The organism is Bacillus sp. z50, assembly GCF_058313585.1.
Genome location: NZ_JBZFQL010000001.1, coordinates 848,357 through 874,510, shown reverse-complemented (window position 1 = coordinate 874,510; position 26,154 = coordinate 848,357). Strand labels below are relative to the sequence as shown.

Annotated in this window: 21 protein-coding genes; 10 read left to right on the top strand and 11 right to left on the bottom strand. The window is 36.9% G+C overall.

Annotation, left to right across the window (positions count from 1 at the left end):
* Window positions 1-184: 184 nt before the first annotated feature.
* The 4 genes from AC4G3N_RS04105 (at window position 185) to AC4G3N_RS04090 (ending at window position 4,315) form a co-directional block, all read left to right on the top strand.
* On the top strand, window positions 185-1,474 hold the full coding sequence (locus tag AC4G3N_RS04105; protein ID WP_066104760.1) for an ABC transporter substrate-binding protein: 1,290 nt from the start codon (window positions 185-187) through the stop codon (window positions 1,472-1,474).
* 116 nt (window positions 1,475-1,590) lie between these two features.
* Window positions 1,591-2,451: a carbohydrate ABC transporter permease gene (locus AC4G3N_RS04100; RefSeq protein ID WP_139892442.1), complete on the top strand. Its 861-nt coding sequence runs from the start codon at window positions 1,591-1,593 to the stop codon at window positions 2,449-2,451.
* Window positions 2,451-3,266 (top strand): carbohydrate ABC transporter permease, encoded by an 816-nt coding sequence (locus AC4G3N_RS04095; protein WP_139892441.1) that lies wholly within the window; start codon window positions 2,451-2,453, stop codon window positions 3,264-3,266. Before AC4G3N_RS04100 ends, AC4G3N_RS04095 begins: the two co-directional genes overlap by 1 nt.
* A gap of 26 nt (window positions 3,267-3,292) precedes the next feature.
* Window positions 3,293-4,315, top strand: a complete 1,023-nt coding sequence (locus tag AC4G3N_RS04090) for a LacI family DNA-binding transcriptional regulator (protein WP_140462052.1) — start codon at window positions 3,293-3,295, stop codon at window positions 4,313-4,315.
* Window positions 4,316-4,707: 392 nt separating this feature from the next.
* Here the strand turns inward: AC4G3N_RS04090 and AC4G3N_RS04085 are convergent, their stop codons facing one another.
* Window positions 4,708-5,901 carry an MFS transporter gene (locus tag AC4G3N_RS04085; RefSeq protein ID WP_066104746.1) on the bottom strand — a complete coding sequence of 398 codons (1,194 nt, stop codon included), beginning with the start codon at window positions 5,899-5,901 and terminating at the stop codon, window positions 4,708-4,710.
* A gap of 14 nt (window positions 5,902-5,915) precedes the next feature.
* A complete protein-coding gene (locus tag AC4G3N_RS04080; RefSeq protein ID WP_175354269.1) occupies window positions 5,916-6,344 on the bottom strand; it encodes a MarR family winged helix-turn-helix transcriptional regulator in 429 nt (142 codons plus the stop codon).
* A 362-nt stretch (window positions 6,345-6,706) separates the two neighbouring features.
* Between AC4G3N_RS04080 and AC4G3N_RS04075 the strand changes: the two genes are divergently transcribed.
* Complete coding sequence (locus AC4G3N_RS04075) at window positions 6,707-7,681, top strand: cation diffusion facilitator family transporter (protein WP_066104742.1); 975 nt, start codon at window positions 6,707-6,709, stop codon at window positions 7,679-7,681.
* A 46-nt stretch (window positions 7,682-7,727) separates the two neighbouring features.
* Here the strand turns inward: AC4G3N_RS04075 and cydC are convergent, their stop codons facing one another.
* From cydC to AC4G3N_RS04050, 5 genes are all read right to left on the bottom strand, one after another.
* Window positions 7,728-9,509 (bottom strand): thiol reductant ABC exporter subunit CydC, encoded by a 1,782-nt coding sequence (gene cydC, locus AC4G3N_RS04070; protein ID WP_140462053.1) that lies wholly within the window; start codon window positions 9,507-9,509, stop codon window positions 7,728-7,730.
* Entirely contained in the window at window positions 9,502-11,241 is a 1,740-nt protein-coding gene (gene cydD, locus AC4G3N_RS04065) for a thiol reductant ABC exporter subunit CydD (protein WP_218975791.1), read from the bottom strand. The genes cydC and cydD overlap by 8 nt, the downstream gene beginning before the upstream one ends.
* A gap of 2 nt (window positions 11,242-11,243) precedes the next feature.
* Window positions 11,244-12,254 carry a cytochrome d ubiquinol oxidase subunit II gene (gene cydB / locus AC4G3N_RS04060; RefSeq protein WP_066104733.1) on the bottom strand — a complete coding sequence of 337 codons (1,011 nt, stop codon included), beginning with the start codon at window positions 12,252-12,254 and terminating at the stop codon, window positions 11,244-11,246.
* A complete protein-coding gene (locus tag AC4G3N_RS04055) occupies window positions 12,251-13,642 on the bottom strand; it encodes a cytochrome ubiquinol oxidase subunit I (protein ID WP_066104730.1) in 1,392 nt (463 codons plus the stop codon). The genes cydB and AC4G3N_RS04055 overlap by 4 nt, the downstream gene beginning before the upstream one ends.
* A gap of 398 nt (window positions 13,643-14,040) precedes the next feature.
* A complete protein-coding gene (locus AC4G3N_RS04050; protein WP_066104727.1) occupies window positions 14,041-14,814 on the bottom strand; it encodes a hypothetical protein in 774 nt (257 codons plus the stop codon).
* A gap of 226 nt (window positions 14,815-15,040) precedes the next feature.
* On the opposite strand from AC4G3N_RS04050, the gene AC4G3N_RS04045 reads away from it, so the two are divergent.
* The 3 genes from AC4G3N_RS04045 to AC4G3N_RS04035 all read left to right on the top strand — a co-directional run bounded on the left by AC4G3N_RS04045 (window position 15,041) and on the right by AC4G3N_RS04035 (window position 17,880).
* A complete protein-coding gene (locus AC4G3N_RS04045; protein ID WP_140462054.1) occupies window positions 15,041-16,834 on the top strand; it encodes a M3 family oligoendopeptidase in 1,794 nt (597 codons plus the stop codon).
* Window positions 16,835-16,965: 131 nt separating this feature from the next.
* On the top strand, window positions 16,966-17,445 hold the full coding sequence (locus AC4G3N_RS04040) for a GNAT family N-acetyltransferase (RefSeq protein ID WP_140462055.1): 480 nt from the start codon (window positions 16,966-16,968) through the stop codon (window positions 17,443-17,445).
* Between the two features lie 18 nt (window positions 17,446-17,463).
* On the top strand, window positions 17,464-17,880 hold the full coding sequence (locus AC4G3N_RS04035) for a GNAT family N-acetyltransferase (RefSeq protein ID WP_140462056.1): 417 nt from the start codon (window positions 17,464-17,466) through the stop codon (window positions 17,878-17,880).
* Between the two features lie 159 nt (window positions 17,881-18,039).
* Here the strand turns inward: AC4G3N_RS04035 and AC4G3N_RS04030 are convergent, their stop codons facing one another.
* The gene (locus tag AC4G3N_RS04030; protein WP_181162040.1) at window positions 18,040-18,465 is read right to left on the bottom strand and encodes an ester cyclase; all 426 of its coding nucleotides are present in this window, start codon (window positions 18,463-18,465) and stop codon (window positions 18,040-18,042) included.
* Window positions 18,466-18,728: 263 nt separating this feature from the next.
* Between AC4G3N_RS04030 and AC4G3N_RS04025 the strand changes: the two genes are divergently transcribed.
* Both AC4G3N_RS04025 and AC4G3N_RS04020 read left to right on the top strand, forming a co-directional pair.
* The gene (locus AC4G3N_RS04025; RefSeq protein WP_491089787.1) at window positions 18,729-21,434 is read left to right on the top strand and encodes an ATP-binding protein; all 2,706 of its coding nucleotides are present in this window, start codon (window positions 18,729-18,731) and stop codon (window positions 21,432-21,434) included.
* Window positions 21,435-21,812: 378 nt separating this feature from the next.
* A complete protein-coding gene (locus AC4G3N_RS04020) occupies window positions 21,813-22,622 on the top strand; it encodes a class I SAM-dependent methyltransferase (protein ID WP_066104713.1) in 810 nt (269 codons plus the stop codon).
* 50 nt (window positions 22,623-22,672) lie between these two features.
* Here AC4G3N_RS04020 and AC4G3N_RS04015 read toward each other — a convergent pair whose 3' ends face one another.
* The 3 genes from AC4G3N_RS04015 to AC4G3N_RS04005 all read right to left on the bottom strand — a co-directional run bounded on the left by AC4G3N_RS04015 (window position 22,673) and on the right by AC4G3N_RS04005 (window position 26,110).
* Entirely contained in the window at window positions 22,673-23,302 is a 630-nt protein-coding gene (locus AC4G3N_RS04015; protein WP_066104710.1) for a nitroreductase family protein, read from the bottom strand.
* 213 nt (window positions 23,303-23,515) lie between these two features.
* Window positions 23,516-24,538 (bottom strand): DUF2804 domain-containing protein, encoded by a 1,023-nt coding sequence (locus AC4G3N_RS04010; RefSeq protein WP_491089786.1) that lies wholly within the window; start codon window positions 24,536-24,538, stop codon window positions 23,516-23,518.
* Window positions 24,539-24,664: 126 nt separating this feature from the next.
* A complete protein-coding gene (locus tag AC4G3N_RS04005; protein ID WP_066104705.1) occupies window positions 24,665-26,110 on the bottom strand; it encodes a peptidoglycan endopeptidase in 1,446 nt (481 codons plus the stop codon).
* Window positions 26,111-26,154: the final 44 nt, after the last annotated feature.

Here is a 26,154-nt window from a genome sequence, read left to right as displayed (position 1 = left end):
GTAAATGAGTAAAAAAAGGTTTGAGATATTACATTCATATGTTAAATTGGAAAAGAAAGGTTTGTGCAAACGTTTTCGTAAAGTGGAAAATTAATAGTTTTTAAGAATAAGGTCACTGGTCTTTTACATATTTATAGAAAACGTTTACTTGAACCAAACATAAAGAGAGAAGCGAGGTAAAAGAATGAAACAAAAAAAATGGTATGCGGGTGCTTTATCAGCTTCACTATTGGCAGCAGCTGTCTTAACGGGATGCTCATCTGAGAGCTCTTCCTCCGATAGCAAAGATAAGGTAACAATTGATGTATTTCAGTTTAAAGTGGAATTCAAGGATCAATTTGAAGATGTAGCCGAACAATATGAAAAAGAAAATCCAGGTGTAGAAATTAATATTACTACAGTTGGTGGCGGGGAAGATTATGGTGCTTCTTTAAAATCTAAATTTGCTTCAGGCAAGGAACCTGCTATCTATAATGTTGGCGGACCGCAGGATGTTGCAGATTGGAAAGATAAACTAGCTGATTTATCCGATACAAAAGCATCCAAAGAAGCACTAGATGGAACTCTAGATGGTGTAACTACAGATGATAAAATCCTTGGTCTTCCATATAACCAGGAAGGATACGGCTTGCTTTATAACAAAGAAGTCTTTGAAAAAGCTGGTATTAAAGCAGAAGAAATCAGAACAATGAAAGCGCTTGAAGAGGCGGTTAAAACAATCGATACCAAAAAAGACGATCTTGGTATTAAAGCAGTATTTGCTTTACCAGGAAAAGAAAAATGGATTACCGGGTTGCATGCTTCCAACGTCTTTATCTCTCCAGAATTTGAAGAAAATATTATGAATGCTTACAAATCTGACAAGGTTGATTTTAAATATGGAGATCAATATAAAACATACATTGATTTATCCAATAAATATTCTATTCAGCCAACTGTTAGCCTTGATTACTCACAGCAAGTAGAAGAAAACTTCTCACTTGGAAAGGTAGCTATGATTCAACAAGGTAACTGGGTATATGGTTCCATCGCCGGAATTGATGAAGAATTTGCTCAAGAAAAAGTTGGTATTCTACCAATTCCTGTAGAAAGTTATAAAGAAGATTCTCTACCAGTTGGTATTCCAATGTACTGGGGAGTAAACAGCAACAATGATGAGAAAGTTATTGAAGCATCTAAAGACTTCTTGGATTGGTTATATACATCTGAAGAAGGTAAAAAGACAGTTCTTGAAGATTTCAGCTTCATTCCTGCTTACAAAGGATATGATTCTAGTAAAATCGCAGACCCAATATCTAGAGAAGTATATGATTATGCGACTGAAGGAAAAACAATTGGATGGGTATTTATGGGCTATCCAACTGGTTGGGGCGAAGATAAATTGGGTGTAAACATACAAAAATATTTAAGTGATGAAATGTCTTGGGATGAGCTAGTCAAAGAATCTCAAAAATCTTGGTCTGAATCACGCTAATATCCTTTACGTATATGTGATAGAACTGCAAAACAAAGTAGTGTTGGGCTACTTTGTTTTGCTACATAGATAATGGATGAGGTCATAAATTTTGTCACAATTTTGGAGGGGTAATAATGCGTACTCGCAGTTTTTCCTACTGGTTATTCCTTACACCGGTTCTAGTATCGCTATTTCTTGTCGTACTCGTGCCACTGGCACTTGGTGTATTTTACTCATTTACGGACTGGAATGGAATTCAAACAACCGCTTTTGTTGGTTTTCAAAACTATATTGGTATATTCCAAGAAAAAGAATTCATGGACGCTTTGTGGTTCACAGTTAAGTTTTCTATCGTATCGATTATTTTAATCAATGTGATCGGTTTAGTTTTAGCCTTAATTGTAACCTCAAAAATTAAATCAAATAATATCTTACGTACAATCTTCTTTATGCCAAACTTGATTGGTGGACTGATTTTAGGGTTCATTTGGCAGTTTATTTTCACGAAAGCATTTGACGCAGTTGGTGTGGCCCTTGGCTATGAAGGTTTACAAGGCTGGTTGTCGACTACAAATACTGGATTCTGGGGATTAGTCATCCTGATGAGCTGGCAAATGGCCGGTTATATCATGATTATCTATATTTCGTATCTTGAGGGTGTTCCAGAAGAATTAACTGAAGCTGCCGAGATTGACGGGGCGAGCTATTTCCAAAAACTACGCGCAATCATATTCCCGCTCGTAGCACCGGCATTTACCGTTAGTATGTTCTTGACGCTGTCCAATACGTTTAAATTATATGATCAAAACTTAAGCTTAACAGCTGGGGGACCTTATAACTCCACACAAATGGTCGCCATGGAAATATTCCAGACTGCATTTAAGGAAAGCGATATGGCTTATGCCTCTGCAAAAGCAGTTATCTTTTTCTTGATTGTCGCATCTATCAGCTTGACACAAGTATATATCAACAAGAAAAGGGAGGTTGAATTGTAATGCGCAGAAAGCATAACTGGCCCTTAGAAATAACTGGGATTGTATTAGCCTTAATTTGGCTCTCCCCTTTCTATATCATGATTGTTAATTCGCTTAAAACAAAAAAAGAAATGTTTACGAATGTCTTAAGCCTTCCGGAAGCATTTAATTTTGACAACTATGTGGAGGCGTACGAACAACTGGATTTCTTGAAAACACTATTTAATTCCGTGTTAATTACAGTTGTAAGTGTAGGTCTGATTATTATCTTTTCTTCAATGGCTGCATATGCTCTCTCACGGAATAAAAGTAAGATGAGTACGTTTTTATTCTTTATTTTCGTGGCAGCTATGCTGATTCCTTTCCAATCCGTCATGATTCCATTAATTACGGTATTTGGGAAATTTGAAATGCTGAATCGTGCTGGCTTAATCTTTATGTATATTGGCTTTGGTTGCAGCTTGTCGATTTTCTTGTATCATGGAACATTAAAAAGTATATCCCAATCGCTTGATGAAGCGGCTACTATAGATGGAGCTAACAAATGGCAAATCTTCTGGCATATTATCTTCCCAATGCTAAAACCAATTTCTATTACAGTCGGTATTTTAAATACGATCTGGATTTGGAATGACTATCTATTGCCGTCCCTTGTCATCAACCAGGAAGGAATGCAGACTCTTCCATTGAAAATGTTCTTCTTCTTTGGGGAATATACAAAACAATGGCATCTTGCTCTAGCCGGGTTAACTTTAGCCATTATTCCTGTCATCATTGGATATTTCTTTGCACAAAAACAAATTATTAAAGGGGTAGCTGAAGGTGCAGTGAAATAGGATTTACGAATTGAGGGGTGGCTCTGATGGATGTAACAATTAAAGATGTTGCTCGAGAAGCGAATGTAGCACCGTCAACTGTGTCAAGAGTCCTGAAAGATAGCCCGCATATCAGTCTTCAAACAAAACGGAGAGTCCGGGAAATCATGAATCTGATGGGGTATACCCCTAATTTTCAGGCTCAAAGCTTAGCTGGGAAAAGTACACAGGCTATAGGAGTAATTATGCCTGACACTGCCTATCAAGCATTTAAAAATCCTTTCTTCTCAGTCGTTCTACGTGGCATTAGCCGAAGTGCGAATGAACAAAAATATGGTTTGTATTTATCAACCAGTTTTACTCAAGAAGGTATCTATGAAGAAGTTGTTTCCATGGTTCAAGGAAAAAGGGTCGACGGGTTAATACTCTTGTATTCACGTAAAAATGATGAAGTGATTGAGTTTTTAAAGCAAGTTAATTTCCCATTCATCGTAATTGGAAGACCCTTGATGCATGAAAAAAGTATTACCTATGTGGATAATGATAATGTGACAGTTGCTAAAGATGTTACAAAGTATTTGATAGAGATGGGACACAAGAATATTGCATTTATTGGAGGAAATGAAAACTTTGCTGTTACGATTGATCGTTTAAAAGGATACAGGGAGGCGCTGGAAGAGAGTGGACTACCATTTTGCAGGGATTATCTGATTGACGAACATCAATTTAATGATAAAGGTTTTGAATCACTAAAGAATCTAATTAACTACAATCCCATGCCAACAGCTATCATTGCCCAAGATGATTTGACCGGATATGAAATATTAAGTTATTTGGAAAAACTCAATATCCATGTACCAAGAGACCTTTCCATTATCGGCTTTAATAACCAAATTCTTTCTCAGCATTCGAGACCGCCACTGACATCAATAGAAATACATATATCTCGCCTTGGTATTGAAGCAACAAAAAGTTTAATTGAAAAGATAAAGGATCCAAACACATTTCCAAAGAGAGTGACGGTTGCAACACAATTTATTGAACGGGAATCTTGCAGAAACATAAAGTGAATTTTAAAGCTGTCCAATCATTCAACCGAGTAACTGATTGGACAGCTTTTGTTATGGAGATAAAGAAATACAATACGTTTAGGCGCTTATCCTATTTTAATAGTTAGGGAGATGTATGCTATATAACTAAAAAATATGGAAAGGGGAAATCGCCTCAATTAAGTGCTGTTTTCGCTCAATTATTATGGAAAATCGCTCAATTATATTCAAAGAAAGCTATAGAATAAGATTATTTCTTATCTGTTTGGCTAATAAATGGCTGTTTTGAGCTTTTTTTATTGAAATAAGCATGTAAAAGACTTGATTGAATACAGATGAATGGTTAATAACATCATTTATAGAAAAAATCGATTCAAGCAAGCTATGAATAAGCTGAATCGATACTTTTTCAATTAATATTGAGTAACTCTTGAAGCTTGAGTAGCTTTTTTACCATGAGCTACATAATAAAGGCCTATAGCTATAAACGAGATAACAGCCATTGTTAAATAAAGCCCACTATAACCGGAAACCGGAATATAAAATCCTTGAACAAATGGTCCGATCCCGATCCCAATGTCATACATGACAAAGAATGTGGAGGTGGCGAGCCCAATCCGGTGGGGAGACGTCATTTTGATTGCTACAGTTTGTGCACTGGATTGAAAAGTGCCAAGCCCTACACCGATTATAGCGCCTGCTAAAAGCAATGTAATACTGTGGCTTGTCTGACTTAAAACGATCAACCCGATTGTGTATAAAATTAGAGAGGGGTAGATTACTGTATTTTCACCGTATATATCAAACCATTTTCCCGTAAATGGACGCGTCAGTATTAGACAAATAGAATACATGACAAAGAAGAAGCCTGCTGTCGATACTAAATTAAGCTCCTGAGAATAGGAAGTTAAATAAGATAATATACTGGAATATGTAAATCCAATGACCCCAGCTGTAATAGCAATAGGCAGTGCGGCCAGCTCAAAGTAGTCACTTATTTTATGACCTTTCATCGACTTGACTTGCTCAGCTGTAAATTGCATCTTTGGAACATTCAAGAAGAGCGTGAAGATGAAACTTAACGAAGCAAAGACAACGGCAACCGAAAAGACAATTGTATAAGAAAAGGAATTGCTGATCATTAAGCCTAGAAATGGTCCAATAGCCATTGCCAGGTTTGTACTCATCGCGAAATATCCCATACCTTCCCCTCTTCTGGATAAAGGTAATATTTCAGCCACAAGTGTTCCTGTAGCGGTTGATGCGAAACCAAATGAAATACCGTGGATTAATCGAACGATTAGTAAGAGTGCAAGGCTCGACGCCATAAAATAGAGAATAGTTGCTGCTAAAAATAAGGCTAGACTGATCGTAAGCATTTTTTTTGCACCGACCAGGGCAATTCTTTTGCCAGCAATAGGCCTAACTAGCACAGCTCCGATAACAAATATACTTGAAGCGAGTCCGGCTATACTTTGGCTCGTATGAAAAGTAGTAATTGTATAAAGTGTTAAAGTAACCATTAAGCTGTAAAATGTTAAAAAGATAAATAAATTAGCTGAAGAGATTAATAGGAAGTTTTTTGTCCAAAGTCTTGGTTTCTCCATTTGTAGTCACGTCCTTATTCATGCTGTAATTGATGCTGCATTTTGCCAAATATCTTCATCATAATTTTTATTTCATCCTCTGATACACTTGACATTACTTTTTCTTCAAATTCACTGACATGGTGTATGCAGGTGATATAAATTTCTCTTCCTGCCTCTGTTAATTGAATTCTTTTTTCCCGTTTATTATCGCTTGGAATCTGCTCGATAATATCCCGCTCTTGCAGTCTGGTAACGGTTCTTGTAATAGTGGGTTTTTCCACATTCAAATAATTACTAATATCCACGAGGGTGGAAGGTCCATAGTGCTTTAAATAATAAATAATAGCCCATTGTGAGTGGAATAAATCATGCTTGGCTAATTGATCATTCAATCGTTTTGTAAATAATCGAGCTGTCTGCAAATATTGATGAAAAAAATACTGGTGCCCGGAAATAGACAATTGTACCACCACCTCGAATATAGTTACCTAGGTAACTATACGCCGGTGTTGATCATAAATCCAGTAAAAAGCACCAATAAATTCATTTGGATTATTGTTTCTTCAAAATTAGTGTAAATACACTAGAGATGGGGAATAAAATGATGAGATAATTGAGATTAACAGATAAGGGATTAGGAGGTGAAGAAGAAAATTCAAACATAGGAATTAAATGAAGTGTGATCCAAAATGTTTTATATTTTTTTAAAATCCTCGTCTTAATGGAATAGCTTACTAGTTTTCATTACAGAGGCTAGCCTAATCTTTACATATCTAGTTTTTCTATCTGCATGTATCTATTTTGAATTGAAGGAGTAGGGTCTATGGGTGAATTATTTCAGTTACTAAAAAAAGGAAATACAAGCGCAATTACAGCAGCAATCGTCAACTTAGTGATATCTATTATTAAAGGTGCAGCTTATATGTTTACTGGTAATGTGGCATTATTCGCGGAGACACTTCATAGTTTGGGAGATTCAGCTAACCAATTCTTTGTGTTTATTGGGTCAGCGTTAAGTAAAAAAGCACCGACCGAACGTTTTCCCAATGGATTTGGCCGCTTGGTAAATTTGGTTCTTTTGGGAGCGGTATTAATAGTAGGAATCATGTCTTATGAAACGATAAAAGAAGGATATATGCATATTTTACACCCTAGTGAATCTAGTTATTTTTGGGTGAGTATCGGTGTTTTAGCCATCAGTGTAATTCTCGAAGTTTTTGTTTTAGTTAAAGCAATGAAGGAAATTATGCATGAAGTCGGAGTGGAAGCGAAAGGCTTGTCTTTCTTATATAAAAGCTTCACCTATTTTGGTAAAGCGAAGCCTGCAACTAGGCTAGTGTTTTTGGAAGACCTAGTTGCTACTTCAGGTGGGGTTTTAGCGATCATCGCGATTGTCATATCACATTTAACAAACCTACACGCAGCTGAAGGAATTGCCTCCATTCTTATCGGCATGATGATGTTATTTGTAGTTGGTAAAGTATTCTTCGACAATGCAGCAGGTGCCCTTGGTGAAGCTGATGAACTGATGGAGCAATATATTGGCGATCTGGTTCTTCTTGATAAAGATATCAAGGATGTTCAGAAGGTAGTCGTAATTAAAGAGGGCGAGGATTTTCATGTAGAAGTCTGTGTCGAAATTGATCTGTCTTTAACGGTTGCCGATATGGACGATATTAAAGATCGTCTTAAAAAGCAAATCTTAGCGGAAAAGGGCGTTGTTGATGTCATGATCGAATTCGATGAAGACGATGGCCTGGTAAATTGGAACCAAGCTGAGAAATTGCCAGCAGAATAAAAACAAAGCGCTTGATGACGGGTATATGTCTCAAGCGCTTTTGTTTTTAATTATTTAGCTGTGGCATATCCAATTTATATAGTTTTGTATAATGGGGCATCATTTGAAGAAGTTCTTCATGAGAACCGTTCATACTGATTTCCCCGTCTTGAAGAAACAGAACTCTATCCATTTTTTCCACACCCATTAAGTGATGGGTAATCCAGATCATTGTTTTACCATTTAACGTCTTAAATATGGTTTCAAGGAGGCTGCGTTCGGTTTGCGAATCAAGACCGACAGTTGGTTCATCTAGAATAACAATCGGATTTTTTTGTAAAAGTATTCTCGCAAGCGCAATACGCTGACGTTCTCCGCCTGAAAAACGCCCTCCCAATTCATGCATACGCGTTTGATACCCATTTGGAAGAGATTCAATATAATCATGCATCCTAACTAATTTAGCAGCTTCATATACCTCTTCATCGCAAGCATTTGGATTGCCCAGCCGTATATTATTCATAACGGTTGTATCAAATAAATGTGGTTTCTGATGGAGTACAGAAATGAAGCTTGTAATTCGAGAATCTAAAAGAGAAATATCTTTATTTCCTATACTGATTTTTCCTTGATTAGGTTTATATGCACCTAATAAAAGCTTTACGATTGTACTTTTCCCCGCTCCGCTTTTACCCAGCATCGCAATTTTTTCGCCAGGCTGAATGGTAAAGTTTAAATTATTCAATACCTTCTCGTCAATAGAAGAATAAGAAAAACTAATCTGATTAAAGGTGATAGGCAATGCAGTTTGTGCCTTCAAATCATCAAATTCGCTCGTGTTTTCATTGTTTGTTAATCCTATTAATTCTTTTTCTTCCTGTAAGCCATTCATTCGCTCCAATGAACTTTTATAACTGGAGACCTGGCTAACAGCATCGGATAATGGGGCGAAAGCATCGACTAATGGGAACACTACTAGAATAAAAGCTGCAATCCAAATAGGAGAGAATTGTCCGGCTTCTACCTGTAAGGTAATCCAGCAGGCAAGTGCCACAATAATAACCAATATGACAGCTTGAAAGAGAAAATTACGTTTTCGTTGAAATAGATTGATCTTTGCTTCAAGTACATCAACCTTTTTTTCATCTTTTTCATAACGTTCGATAAAATCGGACTGTCTGCCACTAATCATCCAATCGCCAATTCCCATAACAGCATCTGTCAGAGATTGATATAGTCCGTTTCTTGCATTTTTCATTTGTGCATGTCTTGCACGCGTCACTAATAGTGATACGAGAGGAAACAAAATAATCAGGACGAATAACAATAGAAACATTAGAAGCGCAAAAGGAATAGAAAAGAATCCTAATGCCAAGACAATTAACATATATAAACCGATGCTTATGATAGATGGAAAGATTGTCTTAATATATAAATCTTGAAGATGCTCAATATCATCAGCCATCACACCAAGCAAATCGCCGGTTTTATATCGGGATTTGAAATCTAAAGCATCTGGTTCAAGTGCTCTATATAAACGGACCCGCATACTCGATAGTATTTTTAAAACAAGGCTATGGCTGCTTAAGCGTTCAGCATAACGAAAGGCTGGCCTTGATACTCCAAACAGCCTTACCAAGACAATCGGTACATACACAAGGAGGATGTTTTCTGGTAAAGTGGCAGATTTGGATATTAAATAGCCAGATGTAAACATTAAAGCACCTGCGCTAAAGAATGTGCCAACACCAAGTACAATTACGATAGTTAAGAGCCACTTATTTTGGGATAAATAAGGACCAACCCACGAGTTATTGAGAATGGAGATAGAGTCTTTTTTCTTAGCCATGGTGCACCTCATTTCCCCCTAAGTGTTCTTTAATTAATTGATAATAATGGCCTTCTTTTTTTAATAGCTCCTCATGACTTCCGATTTCAACGATACGCCCTTGATCTAAAACAATAATTTGGTCCATGTCTGTCATCCAATGAAGTCGATGAGTCGCAAAGAATACAAGATGATCGTCAAATAAAGGAACGATATTTTGCTTTAATTCATATTCCGTCTCTATATCAAGGTGAGCAGTTGGCTCATCAAACAAGAGAATTTTTCTATTTTTATCAAGGAATGCCCGTGCTAAAGCAACTCGTTGTTCCTGACCGCCACTCAGCATACGACCGCTTTCTCCAATCTGTTCATCCAATCCATTTGGTAGGGAATCAACAACTTCTTTTAATCCTGCTCGATCAATAGCCAACTGAATTTCCTCTTCACTGGCGTTTGGAGTGTAAAATGTAATATTGTTTCGCACAGTATCATTAAATAGATAAGGATGCTGTGGAATATATAGCAATTGATCCTGCCAGCTCATTTCTTTAAAAGAGGAATAGGAATGATTGTTAATAGTAACTGTGCAGGATGTAGGGTTTAAAAATCCGCCCAGTACATCAATTAAGGTAGATTTTCCGGCACCGCTTGCGCCAATAATACCGATTTTTCCGTATCCCTTCCATGAAAATGATAGATCATTCAAAGCGGATTGATTGGATTCCATGTGTTGGACTGTCAAGTTGCTAATGGTTAAGGAATCCTGATTTGACCAAGTAGAGAATGTTGTATTTTGTTTTTGTTTTAGATCAAGCGGCCAATTAATAATCCGTTGAATAGCAGACATACTGTTTTTTCCGTCTAAAGTAGCGTGGTAATCTGTTCCGAAGTCCCGAATCGGTAAAAAGTATTCAGGAGCAAGGATTAATACCGTAAGTGCCGGTCCTAATAAAATTGCACCTTCCATAAGCCGAACACCCAGGAATAAGGCGACAATAGCGACTGAAAGGGAGGTGAAGAAATCGAGCGCGAATGTTGAAAGGAATGCAATTCGCAGTGTCCCCATCGTTGCTTTTCGGTAACGTTCACTTACGTTTTTGATATTTCGATCGTACTTTTTACTTAAGCCCAGAAGTCGTAAAGTTTCCAAGCCACGTAAGGAATCAACAAAATGGTTGGAAAGGACTTGATAGGATTCATATTGTTTATCAGCCTTACGCTTTGCTGCAATCCCAAGCATAGCCATAAAGAATAAAAGAATAGGGAGTACAATGATTACAATTCCCGCAGAAGTCAAATCAAGCGTCAGCATAAACCCTACAATTAACAGAGGAATCAGGAACATACTCATCATCTTGGGCAAGAAAAGCTTTAAATACGTTTCAACCTGGGAAACACCTTCTAAAGCCATTGTTACTAAGCTTCCTGTCCCTTCGGATTGGGTGAATCGAGGACCCAATTCAAATAATTTCTTCAATAATTCTTTTCGCATCGCTGTCCCTGATTCGGAGGCAAAGCGATCCATCCATTTATCACGAATAAAAGTCAAAAGGTGGCGTACCAAAAAAGCTAATACGAATAAAAGGAAGGGGATAAGCTGTTCAGACAGCTTTTCCCCATTAAATAAGTTTGTAATCCCTTCAGCAAGGTAGATGGCCTGAATAATAATGGCAATCCCCTGTAATAAAGAAATCACGAATAGGAATGTCATGGTGCTCTTTATTCCTTTTATAGTTAAAATCTCTTTGTTTATCATTAATGACTCACCGGTTCCTTATCAGAAATACGCTTTCTGAATACATAGTAGCTCCATATTTGATAGCCAAGAACGAAGGGAAGTAATATTAATGCTACGATGGTCATCACCTTAAGGGTATATGGTCCACTGGAAGCATTCAATATAGTTAAGTTATATTCGGAACTAATTGAACTGACCATTACTCTTGGGAACAGACCAACAAATAACATCGTAACAGTAAATAGCATAGTTGAAGCCGTCATAGTGAAGGCTAAAGCTTCCCTTTTCTTTGCTGAGAATACATAACCTAATACGGTTGTTACAACTGCACCGAGCAGGAATAATGGTGTAGCGAGCGGCCGTACTTCAAATAAGTCTGTCATTGTATAGGTTAGTACGGCGAAAACTATAAGACCTGCTAATAGAATTAAATATATTTTTGATACTAAAGAACGTGCACGATCACGAATCTGCCCCTCTGTCCGAATGCCGATGAATGTTAAACCATGCACAAGGCATAACACAATCATCGCGATTCCGCCAACAATGGAGTAGGGGTCAAAGTAATCTCCAAAGCTAGCATACATATTTTTGGATGCATCAATTGGCATTCCACGTACAAGGCTAGTAAAAAGAACACCCAATACAAAAGCAGGTATTATACTGCCGACAAATATCATCCAATCCCAGAAACTGATCCACTTTTCATGGACTTTATGTCTGAATTCAAAAGCAACTCCTCGTACAATTAAGGCCAGCAGGAATAAAACAAATGGTAGATAGTACCCACTGAACATGGTTGCGTACCATTCAGGGAATGCCGCAAAAATAGCACCGCCTGCAGTAATCAACCATACTTCGTTTGCATCCCAGAAAGGCCCGATGGTAGAAACCAACTGATCCCGCTCTTTTTGATTACGCGCGAGAAAACGAGTGGACATTCCCACGCCAAAGTCAAAGCCTTCAAGAATAAAGAAACCAATAAATAAAACAGCTACAAGGATAAACCATAACTCATTTAGACTCATGCTCCAAAGGCCTCCTTGTCAAATAAATCTACATCTGGTTTTGTATCAGTGGTTTGGTATGGTCCTTTTTTAATTTGTTTCACAATAAGAGTGATTAATACGACAGCAAGAACAGTATAGGCCCCCAAAAATACAATAATCGATGTTAACAGCTGTCCTGCAGTAACATTAGGGGATACGGACTGTGCAGTCGTATATAATCCAAAGACTGTCCAAGGCTGCCGGCCAATTTCAGTCATAATCCAGCCAGCTGTATTGGCGATAAAAGGAAGGGCTATTGCTCCAACCATTGCTTTTAAATAGAGTGATTGATTTATTAGGTTATTTTTCTTGATAAATAATAGTCCTAAGGCTGCTAAGCCCATAATAATAGCACCAGCGAAAACCATAATGCGGAAGCTCCAATAAACAGCTCCTACCGGCGGGATATAATCGCCTTCACCATAAAGCTCTGTGTATTTCTCCTGGAGTGTATTCATTCCTTCTACAGATCCCTCAAAGCTATTATAGGCTAAGATACTTAAAGCATAAGGGATTTCAACAGACCACTTGTTTTCACGGGTTTCTTCATCAATATTAGCAATTAGCGACCAGCTTGCCGGGTCACCGCTATCTTCCCATAAACCTTCACTGGCTGCCATTTTCATAGGCTGTGAGGACATTAAATGCTGTGCCTGCCAGTGACCAGTAAATGCGATTCCAAGTCCTGAGATCATCGCCACAATCATAGCGATCGTAAATGATTTCTTAAATACATCTAAGTTTTGCTTTTTCAATATTTTAAATGCACTGATCCCAGCTACTACGAAGGCTCCGGTTGCAAAAGCCCCAAAGACCGTATGTGGAAATTCAACAAGCAGCTGAGGATTTGTGATAAATGCCCCGAAATCATTTAATACAGCTTTGCCATTCTCAATCGCAATCCCAACTGGTTCCTGCATAAAAGAGTTCGCAGCGAGAATAAACAAGGCAGAAAAAATGGTACCGATTGATACAAGCCATATAGATAGTAAATGAACCCATCTTGGCAATCGGTCACGCCCAAACATCCATACACCAATGAATGTGGATTCTAAAAAGAAAGCCAGTAAGGCTTCAATAGCCAATGGAACACCAAATACATCTCCGACAAAGCGGGAGTATTCTGACCAGTTCATTCCAAACTGGAATTCTTGGATAATTCCTGTAACTACTCCGACAGCAAAAGAGATGAGAAAGATATTTCCCCAAAACTTTGCCATGTCCAAATAAATTTCTTTTTTCTTAAAAAAATACAATGTCTCCATAATAGCAACTAAAAATACCAATCCAATGGATAGTGGTACAAAGAAGAAGTGATAGATTGTAGTTGCTGCATACTGAAACCTAGCGAGATCCAATACTTCCATTTAACTGTTCACACCTTTCAATTCTTATGCATTGTTCATTCATTCACAAAACAGACGAAAAAAAACCATTTATAAAGTGCTGTCACCTCTATTATAAAAGTAACTAATTATTTTTGCGTGAATGAAGAGTTGGCTTAAATAGTTTAAATTGTTTAGTAGGTTATCCCTATGTATATATTAATAATTAGTTAAATTTACAATGACCTTGTTTATATTAGATATAATAGTCCTATAATTTGCAAATATCTATAACTAAACTAAAATTACTATAATTAATTCAAATTTATGAAACAATATTGTCACAAAAGCTGCGCAAACGAATTGTCATTCGTTTGCAAATCAGTTGACAAAAAGAACAGCTTGATTTTAATAAATCAAGCTGAAGAGGAAGATCAAGATTAATATTTTACCAACTTGTAGCCTTTTATTTTGCAGATATGATTCATAGCCTGATTAAACGTAGCAAATGTTTCATTCTTTATTTTTGTTCCCTGGTTTACGATTTGGCGGACAAGAGTAGTGGACAGGCCTGTATATATAGCTTCTGTACCCAATAAAGCAAGGGATTGAGAGATGACCTCCAGCTCTGCCACAATATATTCGTCATCCAGTGAAGTTACGCTAGTAAAATCAATCACCATATAGGAAGCCTGTTTATCAGAGCTTTCATATAAAGCCTTCTCTTTGATCTTATGAAGACGATCTTCCGACAAAAATCCAGTAATGGGCATTAAAAGTACATCATCCAGAATTGTTTTGATGATAGGAGCATACATTTCTTCCATCATCGAATGCCCTTTATGTATTTCTTCTTCATAATCGGTTACATCCTTCCAAGTGAGCATATAACCTGTTAAACCATTGTTGAATGTAAAGGGACTTATTGCAATCTTAGCTGTGTATTTATTGAAAAATATAATTCTGCTGGTATTGGGGAAGGAATCGTTTTCGAGTATTGTCCTCTTGCAGTTCCCCCCTTGATCAAATTCTGCTATGTTTCTCCCGATATATTCTTCCTTACTTGATAAACCGGTAAAAGGACTTAGACATTGAATTAATTTGTCAGCGTAACGATTGATAAATATGATGGTTAATTGATCATCACAAATAAAAATATTTTCTCCTACTGCATTTAATAATTGATAAGTCTCCTCTGATTGAAAATATCCCATAACCTGTCTCCTTATTTTCTTCGTGCTGTATTAACTCTCATTATACGGAATAATATTGGATAGATAAAAAGTTTTACTTTATATATTAAAAAGGGTAACCAATCAAGAGGTTCAAGAGGATGAGTAGATAGCATATGGGAGACAGTACTATTATTGAGGAAAATATATATCCAACTGGTAATAAAAGTTGTATACTGAAAATTGTGAAAAGACAGGAGGTTTTTGAATGAATTACTCTCTAACATGGAATTTGGATAACATATTTCCAAATGGCTCTGAGTCACCTGAATTACTATCAAAATTAGCTGAAATCAAAGAGCTGTTAAATACATACAAAGGGGCAGTAAAAGCTTGGCAGGCTCCTTCAGACGTTAGCGGTACCAAAGAGATTGTTTCTATATTAAAACAAACAGAGGTACTGCAAAAAGCAATCTATCAGGTATCGGCATTTCTTGAATGTGCTACTGCCCAAAATGTCCATGATACAAAGGCGGATCAATTAAATGGAGAAGTATACACATTAATAAGTGAATTCGAAACAGTTTTTACAGGATTTACAATTAAACTTGTCCAAATAAATGATGCTGTCTGGCAAGAAATCATCGAACAACCAGAAATTAGTGAAATAGCTTTCTATATTAATGAGCAAAGGGAACATGGTAAGGAACAATTATCGGAAGCTGAAGAAGCACTCATTAATGCATTGCGCGTAGATGGATATGTCGGGTGGAGTACCCATTACGATTCACTTGTAAAAATGATTGAGATTCCTTATACAAATGAAGATGGCGAGACTGTTCATTTATCAGCTGGCCAAGCTTTTAATAAGATGCACGACGATCCTAATCCAGAAGTCCGAGCGGAAATTTTCAAGAAATGGGAAAAAGCCTGGGGAGAAAAAGCCCCTTTGTTTGCTGACACGATTAATCATTTAGGCGGCTTCCGTTTGGCTAATTATAAAATGCATGGTGTTGAAGATTTTATGAAAGAGCCATTGCAGTATAACCGAATGAAGAAAGAAACATTGGATGTAATGTGGGATGTCATTGCAAAAAATAAGCAGCCTTTTGTAGAGTTTCTTAACCGTAAGGCAAAGCTTTTAGGTAAAGAGAAATTGAGCTGGGTAGATGTTGATGCACCGATCGTAACAACGGAACCGATGCATTACACATTTGATGAGGGAGCAAAGTTTATCATCGATAATTTTGCGAAATTCGGTGATGAATTGCCTAAATTTGCCCAGGAAGCATTTGAAAAGGCGTGGATTGAAGCAGAGGATCGTACTGGCAAGCGTCCTGGAGGATTCTGTACTAGCTTTCCTGAAACAAATGAATCACGTATCTTTATGACCTATTCAGGCTCACCAAGCGGTGTAGCAACGCTTGCTCATGAACTAGGTCATGCTTTCCACAGCCATGTATTAAATGATAAGCCATTCTTTAATACAGATTACGCGATGAATGTCGCTGAAACAGCATCTACATTTGCTGAACAAATTTGCTCTGATGCCAGTGTCCGTGCTGCTGTATCGGATGCAGAAAAAATCACATTGCTCGATAACAAAATACTAAATGCAATTGCTATGTTCATGAACATTCATGCCCGTTTTATTTTTGAAAAAAATTATTATACAGAACGCAAAAATGGATTGGTTTCCGTTGAGCGCTTGAACGAAATGATGGCATCTGCACAAAAAGAGGCATATCAAAATTCTCTGAGTGAATATCATCCAACCTTCTGGGCAAGTAAATTGCATTTCTATATTGCAGAAGTGCCATTTTATAATTTCCCGTACACGTTTGGATATTTGTTTAGCTTAGGGATTTATCACTTATCTTTAAAAGAAGGTAAGTCATTTGAAAAGAAATATATTGCATTATTGCAGGATACAGCTGCTATGACAACAGAGGAGCTTGCGATGAAACATTTAGGTGTAGACCTAACGAAACCAGATTTCTGGCAGGCTGGTGTGGATCTTGCAATTGCTGATGTAAATGAATTCCTTGAATTAACGAAATAAAGGGAGAAATTCCTTTTGTGTGGCATTGTCATTCTTTAGAGGGTGGCAATGCTTTTTGACTTTGATAGATCATTCAAGCATGTAAAGAGTAAACTATAGGATAGATGGTTGAAAAGGGGATTAGATATTAAATGGTCATACGTTCATCAAGAATTGAGGACTACGAACAATTAATAAAACTTGAAAATTTGATTTGGAATTATACAAATACACCGATGCCGATCGTTTGGGAATCAGTAGCCGATTATGCTCAGCATTTTCCGCCGGGAAGCATGTTTGTCGCAATTGAGAACGGGAGAGTTGCGGGCTATATGTCTGTTAAATATCCTACTCCGTTGGAGAGCAATTGTCATGTATGGGAAATGGCGATTGGTGTCCATCCTGACTTTCAGGGCAAGAGTATAGGCAGTAAATTATTGCAGTTTCTGGATGAAGAGGGGAAGAAGCGTGGGATCCGAAAAATTTCTTTAAGGGTATTGTCCACAAATACACCGGCTATATCTTTCTATAAGAGGAATGGCTATATTAAGCAAGGTGTATTAAAGGGAGAATTTTTTCTGAATGGTCAGTATGTGGATGATATACTAATGTATAAAGAACTCGTTGATTAAGAAGGAGAGGTTGTTTGAGTGATTAAAATAGAGCTCGGCACCGAAGGAGATCAAGCGTTTATCCGAGAACATTTAATTGATTTTAATCGACGAAAACTGCCGGAGTATAATGATACACCGTATGGGAAAGTCACCTATGTGGTAAAGGACGACCACAATCATATACAGGGCGGAATCGCAGCTCATTACAGCTGGGGAAGAATGCAGATTGATTTCCTGTGGATTGACGATCAATTGCGACAAAAAGGGGTAGGGAAAGAGCTTCTGGCAAGTGTTGAACACTATGCAATAGAAAAAGGATGTACACTTCTGATGTTGGATACATTCAGCTTTCAAGCACCAGATTTCTATAAGAAAAACGGATTTTCCGTATTTGGAGTGATTGAAAATCATCCAGAAGGACATCATCAATATTTTTTACAAAAAAGAATCTGAAGTGTTAATTCATCTAATTGATTATTAAATTCTACTACTAAAATATTACTATATTACAGTGGATGCGGTTAAAATCCGCTGTTTTTATATGGAATAAATCAAAAAAAATGGATTAAAAGCCATTCAGTAGAAATTCTTAAAAGAATAGCTCTACATAATTTAGTTTGTAGCAAATTTAACTCCTAACTGCTGAATAAGCTGTAAATCACTCATTTCACACCATTGTTCGGCAATTTTACCATTCTCGATTCGAAATATAATGATGCCCGTTTCTTTAACCTGTTGATTTTCAGAAGGAATGTCCAGTAATCCGCCTTTATAAATGCTATATCCGCTATAGCGTGCAACGACTTTATCACCTTCTTCAATCGTGTCATGAACGCTCCATTTGCGCTCAACAAAAGAGGTGCAATACCAGGATAACCAATTTTTAAAGTGCTCGATACCGACATAGCCCTCGTCATTTCCCTGAGAATGAGTAACCATATCCGCTGATGCAATATCTTTTAAAATATCTGTATTCCCGTCCGTAAATACATCCCGAAACCATACTTTAACGATTTCTTTTTTATCAACGCTTCGCAAAGTAAACACCTCCATTTTATCTCATTATACAAATTCGAAACGTCGCCAAAAAAACTGTATTTCTTTTCAAAATAAAAGCTGTAATATTGGAATACAGAGAAGTTGCTCACTTTTTTTGATTACTATTTTCTTATATATAGCTTGTTGATTGTTGTTCAATCAGTCATACAGTATTTTGTATGAACTGGCTAATAATACCGGTATAAATAGAAAACTTAGGATATTAAAATAGTTAGGTTGAATACTAAGCGTAGAGGATGAGGATGATGATTAGCAGTAAATTAGGGCTTGGAAGGAGATTCCAAATTTCTATAATCCTGATTATGGTGGTAATCGTACTCTTTTCGGTAATGACCATCCAGAATTTAAATAGCTCCCGTGAGGACTTATTAGAAATTGTAGAAAATCGATATAAAAAAGTGAATTATACTTATGAGATAGAAAAGAACGTCAGTTCATCAAAAATGTTGGTTGGGAGTATTGCGAATGATCTATCAGGAGTAACATCAGCTACTATACAAGATAAACTTGCTGAAAATCATGTCAAGATTGAAGAACATTTTGCAAAAATCCATGGTATGACACTAAATGAGGAAGCTAGGGAAATATTAATGGATTGCGCATCCCTATATCGTATATACAAAGAAAACGAACGAATAATCATAATGGAATTAATACAAGACAATGAGTACGTTAGTAAAAATTGGAAGAAAATAGAGGAATCAAGTTCTAAGCTAACAGAGTCAATAGAAGAGTTTATTAGCTATCAAGAGGAGATGATGGAGGGCGCATTTAAACGGGCAAGTGAAAAGTACAATCATTTGTGTCAGGTTGTTTTCTTGTTAACAATAACTTCCTGCGGGTTAATTGGGTTAATTGGATACTGGGTTATTCGTTCAACAACAAAGGACTTAAAACAAATAACAACTGTATTGAAAGAAATTGATTTAAATGATCCATCGACCCTCCACAGGCTTGAAGTAAAAACGGATGATGAAATAGGTCTGATTGCTGAAGCTTTTAATAATATGTCCGTGTCTTTAGAAATCTACAATAAAAATGAGAAAGCGTATTTGAAAGATATCAAGATACAGAACTGGGTACTATCAAAAATTAATGAAATAACAAGCTTAACACAAAGTGTCTTTGATATAAATGAATTTGCAAAACGTCTTCAAGGGAAGCTTGCACCATTAGTAGGTGCTTCGATTGGGGCGCTCTATTTGAGGGGTCAAGCTGATGAAACATGTTTTTATCGTGCAGCATCCTATGGTGACGGTGGAAAAGATCAATTTAAAGTTGGTGAGGGGATTATTGGGCAGGCTGCTATTGATCAAAAAATAGTTATGTTAGAAGATTTCCCGGAAGATTACCAACTACTTTCAACGGGCTTATGTGAGGCAAAACCAAAAGCTTTCTTAATTGTCCCAATCATTTATGAAAACAACACGATTGGGGTTCTTGAATTTGCAAGTATAACTGGCTTTTCAGATATACAATACCAAGCCATTCAGCAGGTGAATGAATCTCTCGGTTTGGCCATACACAGTGTTCTAAATAGAATGGAAATTGAATGTTTGCTAAATGAGTCAAAAGCAATGACTGAAGAATTGCAGGTTCAGACTGAAGAGCTTCATTCACAGTCAGAAGAATTAATGACGATTAATGAACTTCTGGAAGAACGTGAGCAAGAAGCTATACAAAAAACGAAGGAACTTGAACAGTCCCAGGAAGAATTAAGAATTAAAAATGAACAATTGCAGCTAAGCTCAAATTATAAATCCGAATTTCTGGCGAATATTAGCCATGAACTTCGTACTCCTTTAAATAGTATTTTAATTCTTGCAGAGATGTTAATAGACATAGATAGTGATTGTTTTTCAGCAGAGGAAAAAGAGTATATTGAATATATTTATTCGGCTGCAGACAGTTTAACATCTTTAATTAACGATATACTTGACCTTTCAAAAATAGAAGCTGGAAAGTCTGAAATCACATATAGCAAAATGAACATCAGTGAGTTGGTTGAAACCTTAAATATATTTTCGCCACAAGCCGAAAGAAAACAACTTGGTTTCACCATTGAAATAGATGAGAATCTACCTTCCTATTTCTATACAGATGTACAAAAAATTCAGCAGATCGTAAAAAACTTACTATCAAATGCTATTAAGTTCACAGAACGAGGAAAAGTGTCTGTGAAGGTGGAAAAAATAATCCATACATGTGATGAAAAAGATAACCATAATACCACTCAAACTGACGAGTGGATAAAAATTGTTGTCATGGATACAGGTATAGGAATCCATAAAGATAAGCAACAAACCATTTTTGAGGCCTTTCAACAGGGAGACGGATCTACTGTACAAAAATATGGTGGAACAGGCTTAGGTTTATCAATCTGCAAAAAATTATCCTATTTGCTTAACGGTCATATATTTGTTGAAAGTGAAGTAGGGAAAGGTAGTACGTTTACTCTTTATATACCGTATCTACAGAATCAGGAAAATATTAATGTAAATCAAGGGGATCAATATCATCAGATGATAGCAGAAGTGGCTGCGGCTAAAGAACCAAATGATATCCAATTGGACATACATCATGGAAAAAGAGTGCTTATTACAGATGATGATCAGCGTAACATATACTCACTAAAAGCAATTCTTGAAAAAAAGAAAATGGAAGTCTTAGTAGCTCATAATGGAATCGAATGCTTGGAGATTCTAAAAAAGGATTGCCAGATTGATATGATCCTGATGGATATTATGATGCCTGAATTGAACGGATATGAGACGATGAAACGTATCCGTCAGAATTCAGAGTTTGCATCACTACCGATTATTGCCTTAACAGCAAAAGGAATGAAGGGCGATCGTGAAAAATGCTTAGCGGCTGGTGCATCAGACTATATCAGTAAACCAATTAACCTGGAGCAATTAATATCCGTGATGAGAGTATGGATGAATTAAAAGGAAAATAGATAAGGATTCATTTCAAAAAGTTAATGTTTTTGCCGCTCAATTGGAGTCAATTTGAGCGGCTTTTTTTATGGAAGGACAGAAAAGAAATCTTCTGTAATATAGGTTTATTCTCTACTAGTAGTAGGTTCATTCAGTAGACTTGGAGTCAAATCATTGATTGTTAATTTGTGCTTCTATGGCACTAATTCCTCTTTGAAGGATTTTAATTTTCTAATCTATTTTAGTTCTTTATCATAAATCACAAGCATAGAGGGAATGGTTGTTTTCCTGCTTCACGAATAATATTTTTAACAATTAGGAGGGTTTTAAGCTCTCTTTCTTGAACATAAGTAGTCAAATCGTTTTATAGTTTAAAGGGGGATCGGTATGAATGAGATTGTTGATTACTATAGTGAATTTGATGAGTGGGGCAGATTAGACAGGGAACCAATTGAGTTTCAGGTGAATTGGCATTATATTAAAAAATATTTAACTCCATCAGGTACTGTTTTGGACAATGGAGCAGGCCCAGGGAAATATTCGCTTAAGCTGGCTGAAGAGGGGTATCGCGTTACCCTGTCGGATCTGACACCGAGCTTGGTTGATATTGCTGAAGATAAAGCGCGGGAATTGGGACTGTTTGCCCAATTTGATGGGTTTTATAACATAGATGCAAGAGACCTGTCTGCAATAGAAGATGAACAATTCGATGCTTCATTAATGCTAGGGCCACTATACCATTTGCAGCAGGAAGAGGATCGATTGATGGCGGTAAAAGAATTATATCGTGTAACCAAGAAAAACGGCCTTGTTTTCATAGCATTTATGCCAAGAGTAAAGCACATGTTAAATTCACTCATCTGTCCTGAACATTGGCGGCCAAACAACACGGTGGATGCCATTCGACAGTTTACCGAAACCGGCTGTTTTAATCATGCAGATAGTGGGAGATTTACGGGTGCATACTATTATCGTGTAGAAGATATAGATCCATTTATGAAATCAAGTGGATTTGAAAAAGTAGCTTTAATAGGATCTAATATAGGTTCTATGGTTACAAATCATCAGTGGAATTATTGGAGAGAGAAGGGTGAAGGCGAAATGGGAAAAATAGTAGACCTGTTGATTGAGTATGCAAAGGAACCATCTCTGCTCGGTACATCATCACATTTACTTTATATTGGTCTGAAAAAATGAAGAATAGAGCTGCCAACTAGTGTGACAGCTCTATCCTTATATCATCTCGATTAGATAAATGTAGTAATATCTTCTACAGGTAAGCGTACGGTTTTAAAGTAATGATCTCCCTCTGCTTTACCAATTGCGATTAATACTAATGGAATATATCTTTCGTCCACATTGAAATTTTTAGCAAAAGCAGTTTTATCGAAGCCGCCCATCGTAATGGTATCCAGCCCACGATTTTTCGCTATCAGCATTAATTGCATGGAAACAAGACCGGCATCAAAGCTTGCCATATTAGCTCTTGTTTCTAAAGGTGCACCCGGATAGACCCGTTTAACATCATTCACGAGCCTTTGTCTATTTTCTTCGTCAACATAGCCTGCTTCAAACATCATATCGTAGATTTGATCTGCTTTTTTATACATTTCAGTATCCCCAAGGACAGCAATAACAGCAGATGCATTTTCAGCCACCTTTGCATTGTTACCATATAAGGCAAGATCTTTCTTTCTATCCTCATCTTTAACTACGATGAAGCTCCAAGCCTGCATATTGCTAGAAGATGGAGCTAAAGTAGCTTCCTCAAGGATGCTTTTTAATTCTTCTTCGGAAATTTTAAAAGAAGCATCATACTGTCTGATCGAATGACGTTCCTTAATAATCGTTGATAAATCTTTATGTACATTTGACAAAGTAAATCCCCCACAGTTCCATAAATAAAGTTATTATTATATGCTTTGCTTATTTTTAGTAAGTAACAAGTAAATTGTAATGTTGCAACTTACATTTGTCAACTCAATCGCCAGTTAGGAACGCAAACGATATGGATTGTGAAAAAACATGAAGAAAACTAACTTTTTTTTAGGCAACTCCGTATATCTATATTTGAATAAGTGAACATCAATCTACCATTTTGCTATATGGTCTTCAATACAGCCAAGCATTTGCTTGATTGTCAGGATAGTGCTGTCCGGTAAGCGTATTTCTCCGTTATAATAGCCTACCATTTGATGTACTTCTGATTTCACTATAATAGCATCAGTCTTGGCGATCCGTTCATATAGAGGTGTAAAGGTGAGCCTTACACAATCAGTCGCCAAAGAGTCAATCTTCCATGGCTGCATGAAATCATGTTTATTATAGTGAAATTTCATATCTTCACTGATTTTTGTCAGCCGTCCATTAACTAATACTGCATTTTCATTAAAGCCTGTCCCATCAGTCCATTGTCCGCCAAAATTTAGACCAATTACATCATTTCCTTGTTTACCAGATGCCATTCCCCAATTCCAGGTACAGTTTCTTGGCCAGATACCTCGTCCGTAATCTAAGCTGGCATAGCTTTCATCAGGAGTAAATTGATAGGTTTTAGACCCAATAGTCAGCGTCCCTTTAGTAGGAAGACAGTGCATTTTCGTTGTTAATTGAAATGTTTGATCACTCCAGGGTATGACAACACTCAACGAATCCGTTTCAGGATAGCTAATTTCAAAGTTTGCCAGCAACGGTTTTTCGTTAAAATTAGGAATCTCTACGTTCAGCTGAAAACGATTATTTTCCCATAATATAGCGATGTCCATTTGTTTGGAGGTGAGTTTAGTACTCGCCAATACATCATTAGGGAGCGCTTTATTACTTTTAAAAGGAAATAAGGCTGTTTTCTCAAAAAATGTCTTGGTGTTTAAATCGAGATAATAAACAAAGCAAACCATTGCGAAATCTAAATGGCTGATTGTAGCCGAAAAAAGAACATCTTTATTTGTTATACACCAATAGTTCCATTTCTTTTTACGAAGAAAGCGTCCAGTGACATTTCCGCTGATAAGAGGCTTTCTCGACCAGCCTATGCTATCAGGTATTAAATTACCTTTTTCATTGCATAAATGAACTGGTTCTATTATTTCTCTTTCATTATATATATGACTCATCCTTAACAACCTTTCTATTAGAATTACTATTTGTAGCACAGATCTATTATTAATTTATCATTAGAGGGAAGGTGAGTCTATTGGTGAAAAAACAGCGAGCGGGTAATAGAACCCGCTCGCTGAATCTTAATTAGCGTATAATCGCTTATAACTATCAAAATGTTTTTTATAATAGCTGTTGTTTGTACTAGTAATACGTACTCCGCTGTTATCAGCATGAATAAATTCATTATTTCCTAGATAGATGCCTAAATGGGAGATTCCTTTCTTATATGTACCGGAAAAGAAAATGAGATCTCCAGGCTGAGGAGAACTTACATAATAGGAACGATTAAAGAAACCTTCAGCCGTGTATCTTGGCATAGAATGTCCCGCTTTATTAAAGACATAATAAAGAAAACCGCTGCAATCGAACCCAGATGGTGTTGTTCCTCCCCACACATATTTTGTGCCGATCAAGCTTTTACTGATGGAAATCAGATTAGATGTAAAAGCTGAGTTTCCTATTGTTTCCTGAGCGGAAGAAGACCCGCTTGAAGGTTCGGAAACAGAAGGCAAATCACTTGCTGCCTTTGAAATTTTCAGCTTTTGCCCCACATAAATCACATCAGATTTTAACCCATTCATCGATTTGATTTGTGAAACGGTCAAGGAATAGGTTTTAGCAATCTTACTTAGCGTATCCCCCGACTTAACTGTATAGGTCGTTGAAGTAGCAGTACTGCCGGAAGAGCTTGAAGAGCTGCTTGACCCTGTAGTAGTAGAAGGCTTAGACACCTTTAACACTTGGTTAGGGTAAATAATTGTACTGGATAGGTTATTCCAGCTCTTAAGTTGACTGACCGTAATTGAATGCTTGTTGGCAATTTTACTTAACGTATCGCCAGATTTCACCGTATAAGTAGTAGCGGATGAACTACTGCTGGAAGAACTTGTAGAACTTGAACTGCTAGATCCAGTAGTAGTTGAAGACTTAGTCACCTTTAACGTTTGATTCGGATAAATAACTGTACTCGATAGGTTGTTCCAGCTCATAAGCTGACTGACCGTAGTTGAATATTTACGGGCGATTTTACTTAATGTGTCTCCTGACTTTACCGTATATGTCTGATTGGTAGACACTGATGTACTTCCGGAAGAAGAATGATTGGTGCTTGATGAGGATCCGGAAGCACCTTCGGCCACTTTAATAATTTGACCAGGGTAAATGAGATCATTCTTTAAATCATTCCAGCTCTTTAGTTTACTTACAGTCGTAGAGTGCTTAGCAGCTATTGCTGATAAAGTATCTCCTGATTTAATGGTGTAAGTTTTAGAACTGATAGAACGTTCGGTAATACCGGATGATGATGTACTGCTAGATACTGTGATGACTTGGTTTGGATAAATAATGTCACCTGTCAAATCATTCAACTTCTTTAAATTCGAAACCGTTGTTTTGAATTTTGAGGCAATAAAAGAAAGTGTATCCCCCTTTTTAACTGTATATGTCGATGCTGCAGAGGCTTCTTGAGCAAAAGCAGTCGACATGATTGCAGCTGTAGTGAGGGTCACAACTTTTATATGCTTCATTTTAATCAACTCCTTTACTAGCTATTTGATAAAAATACAATATC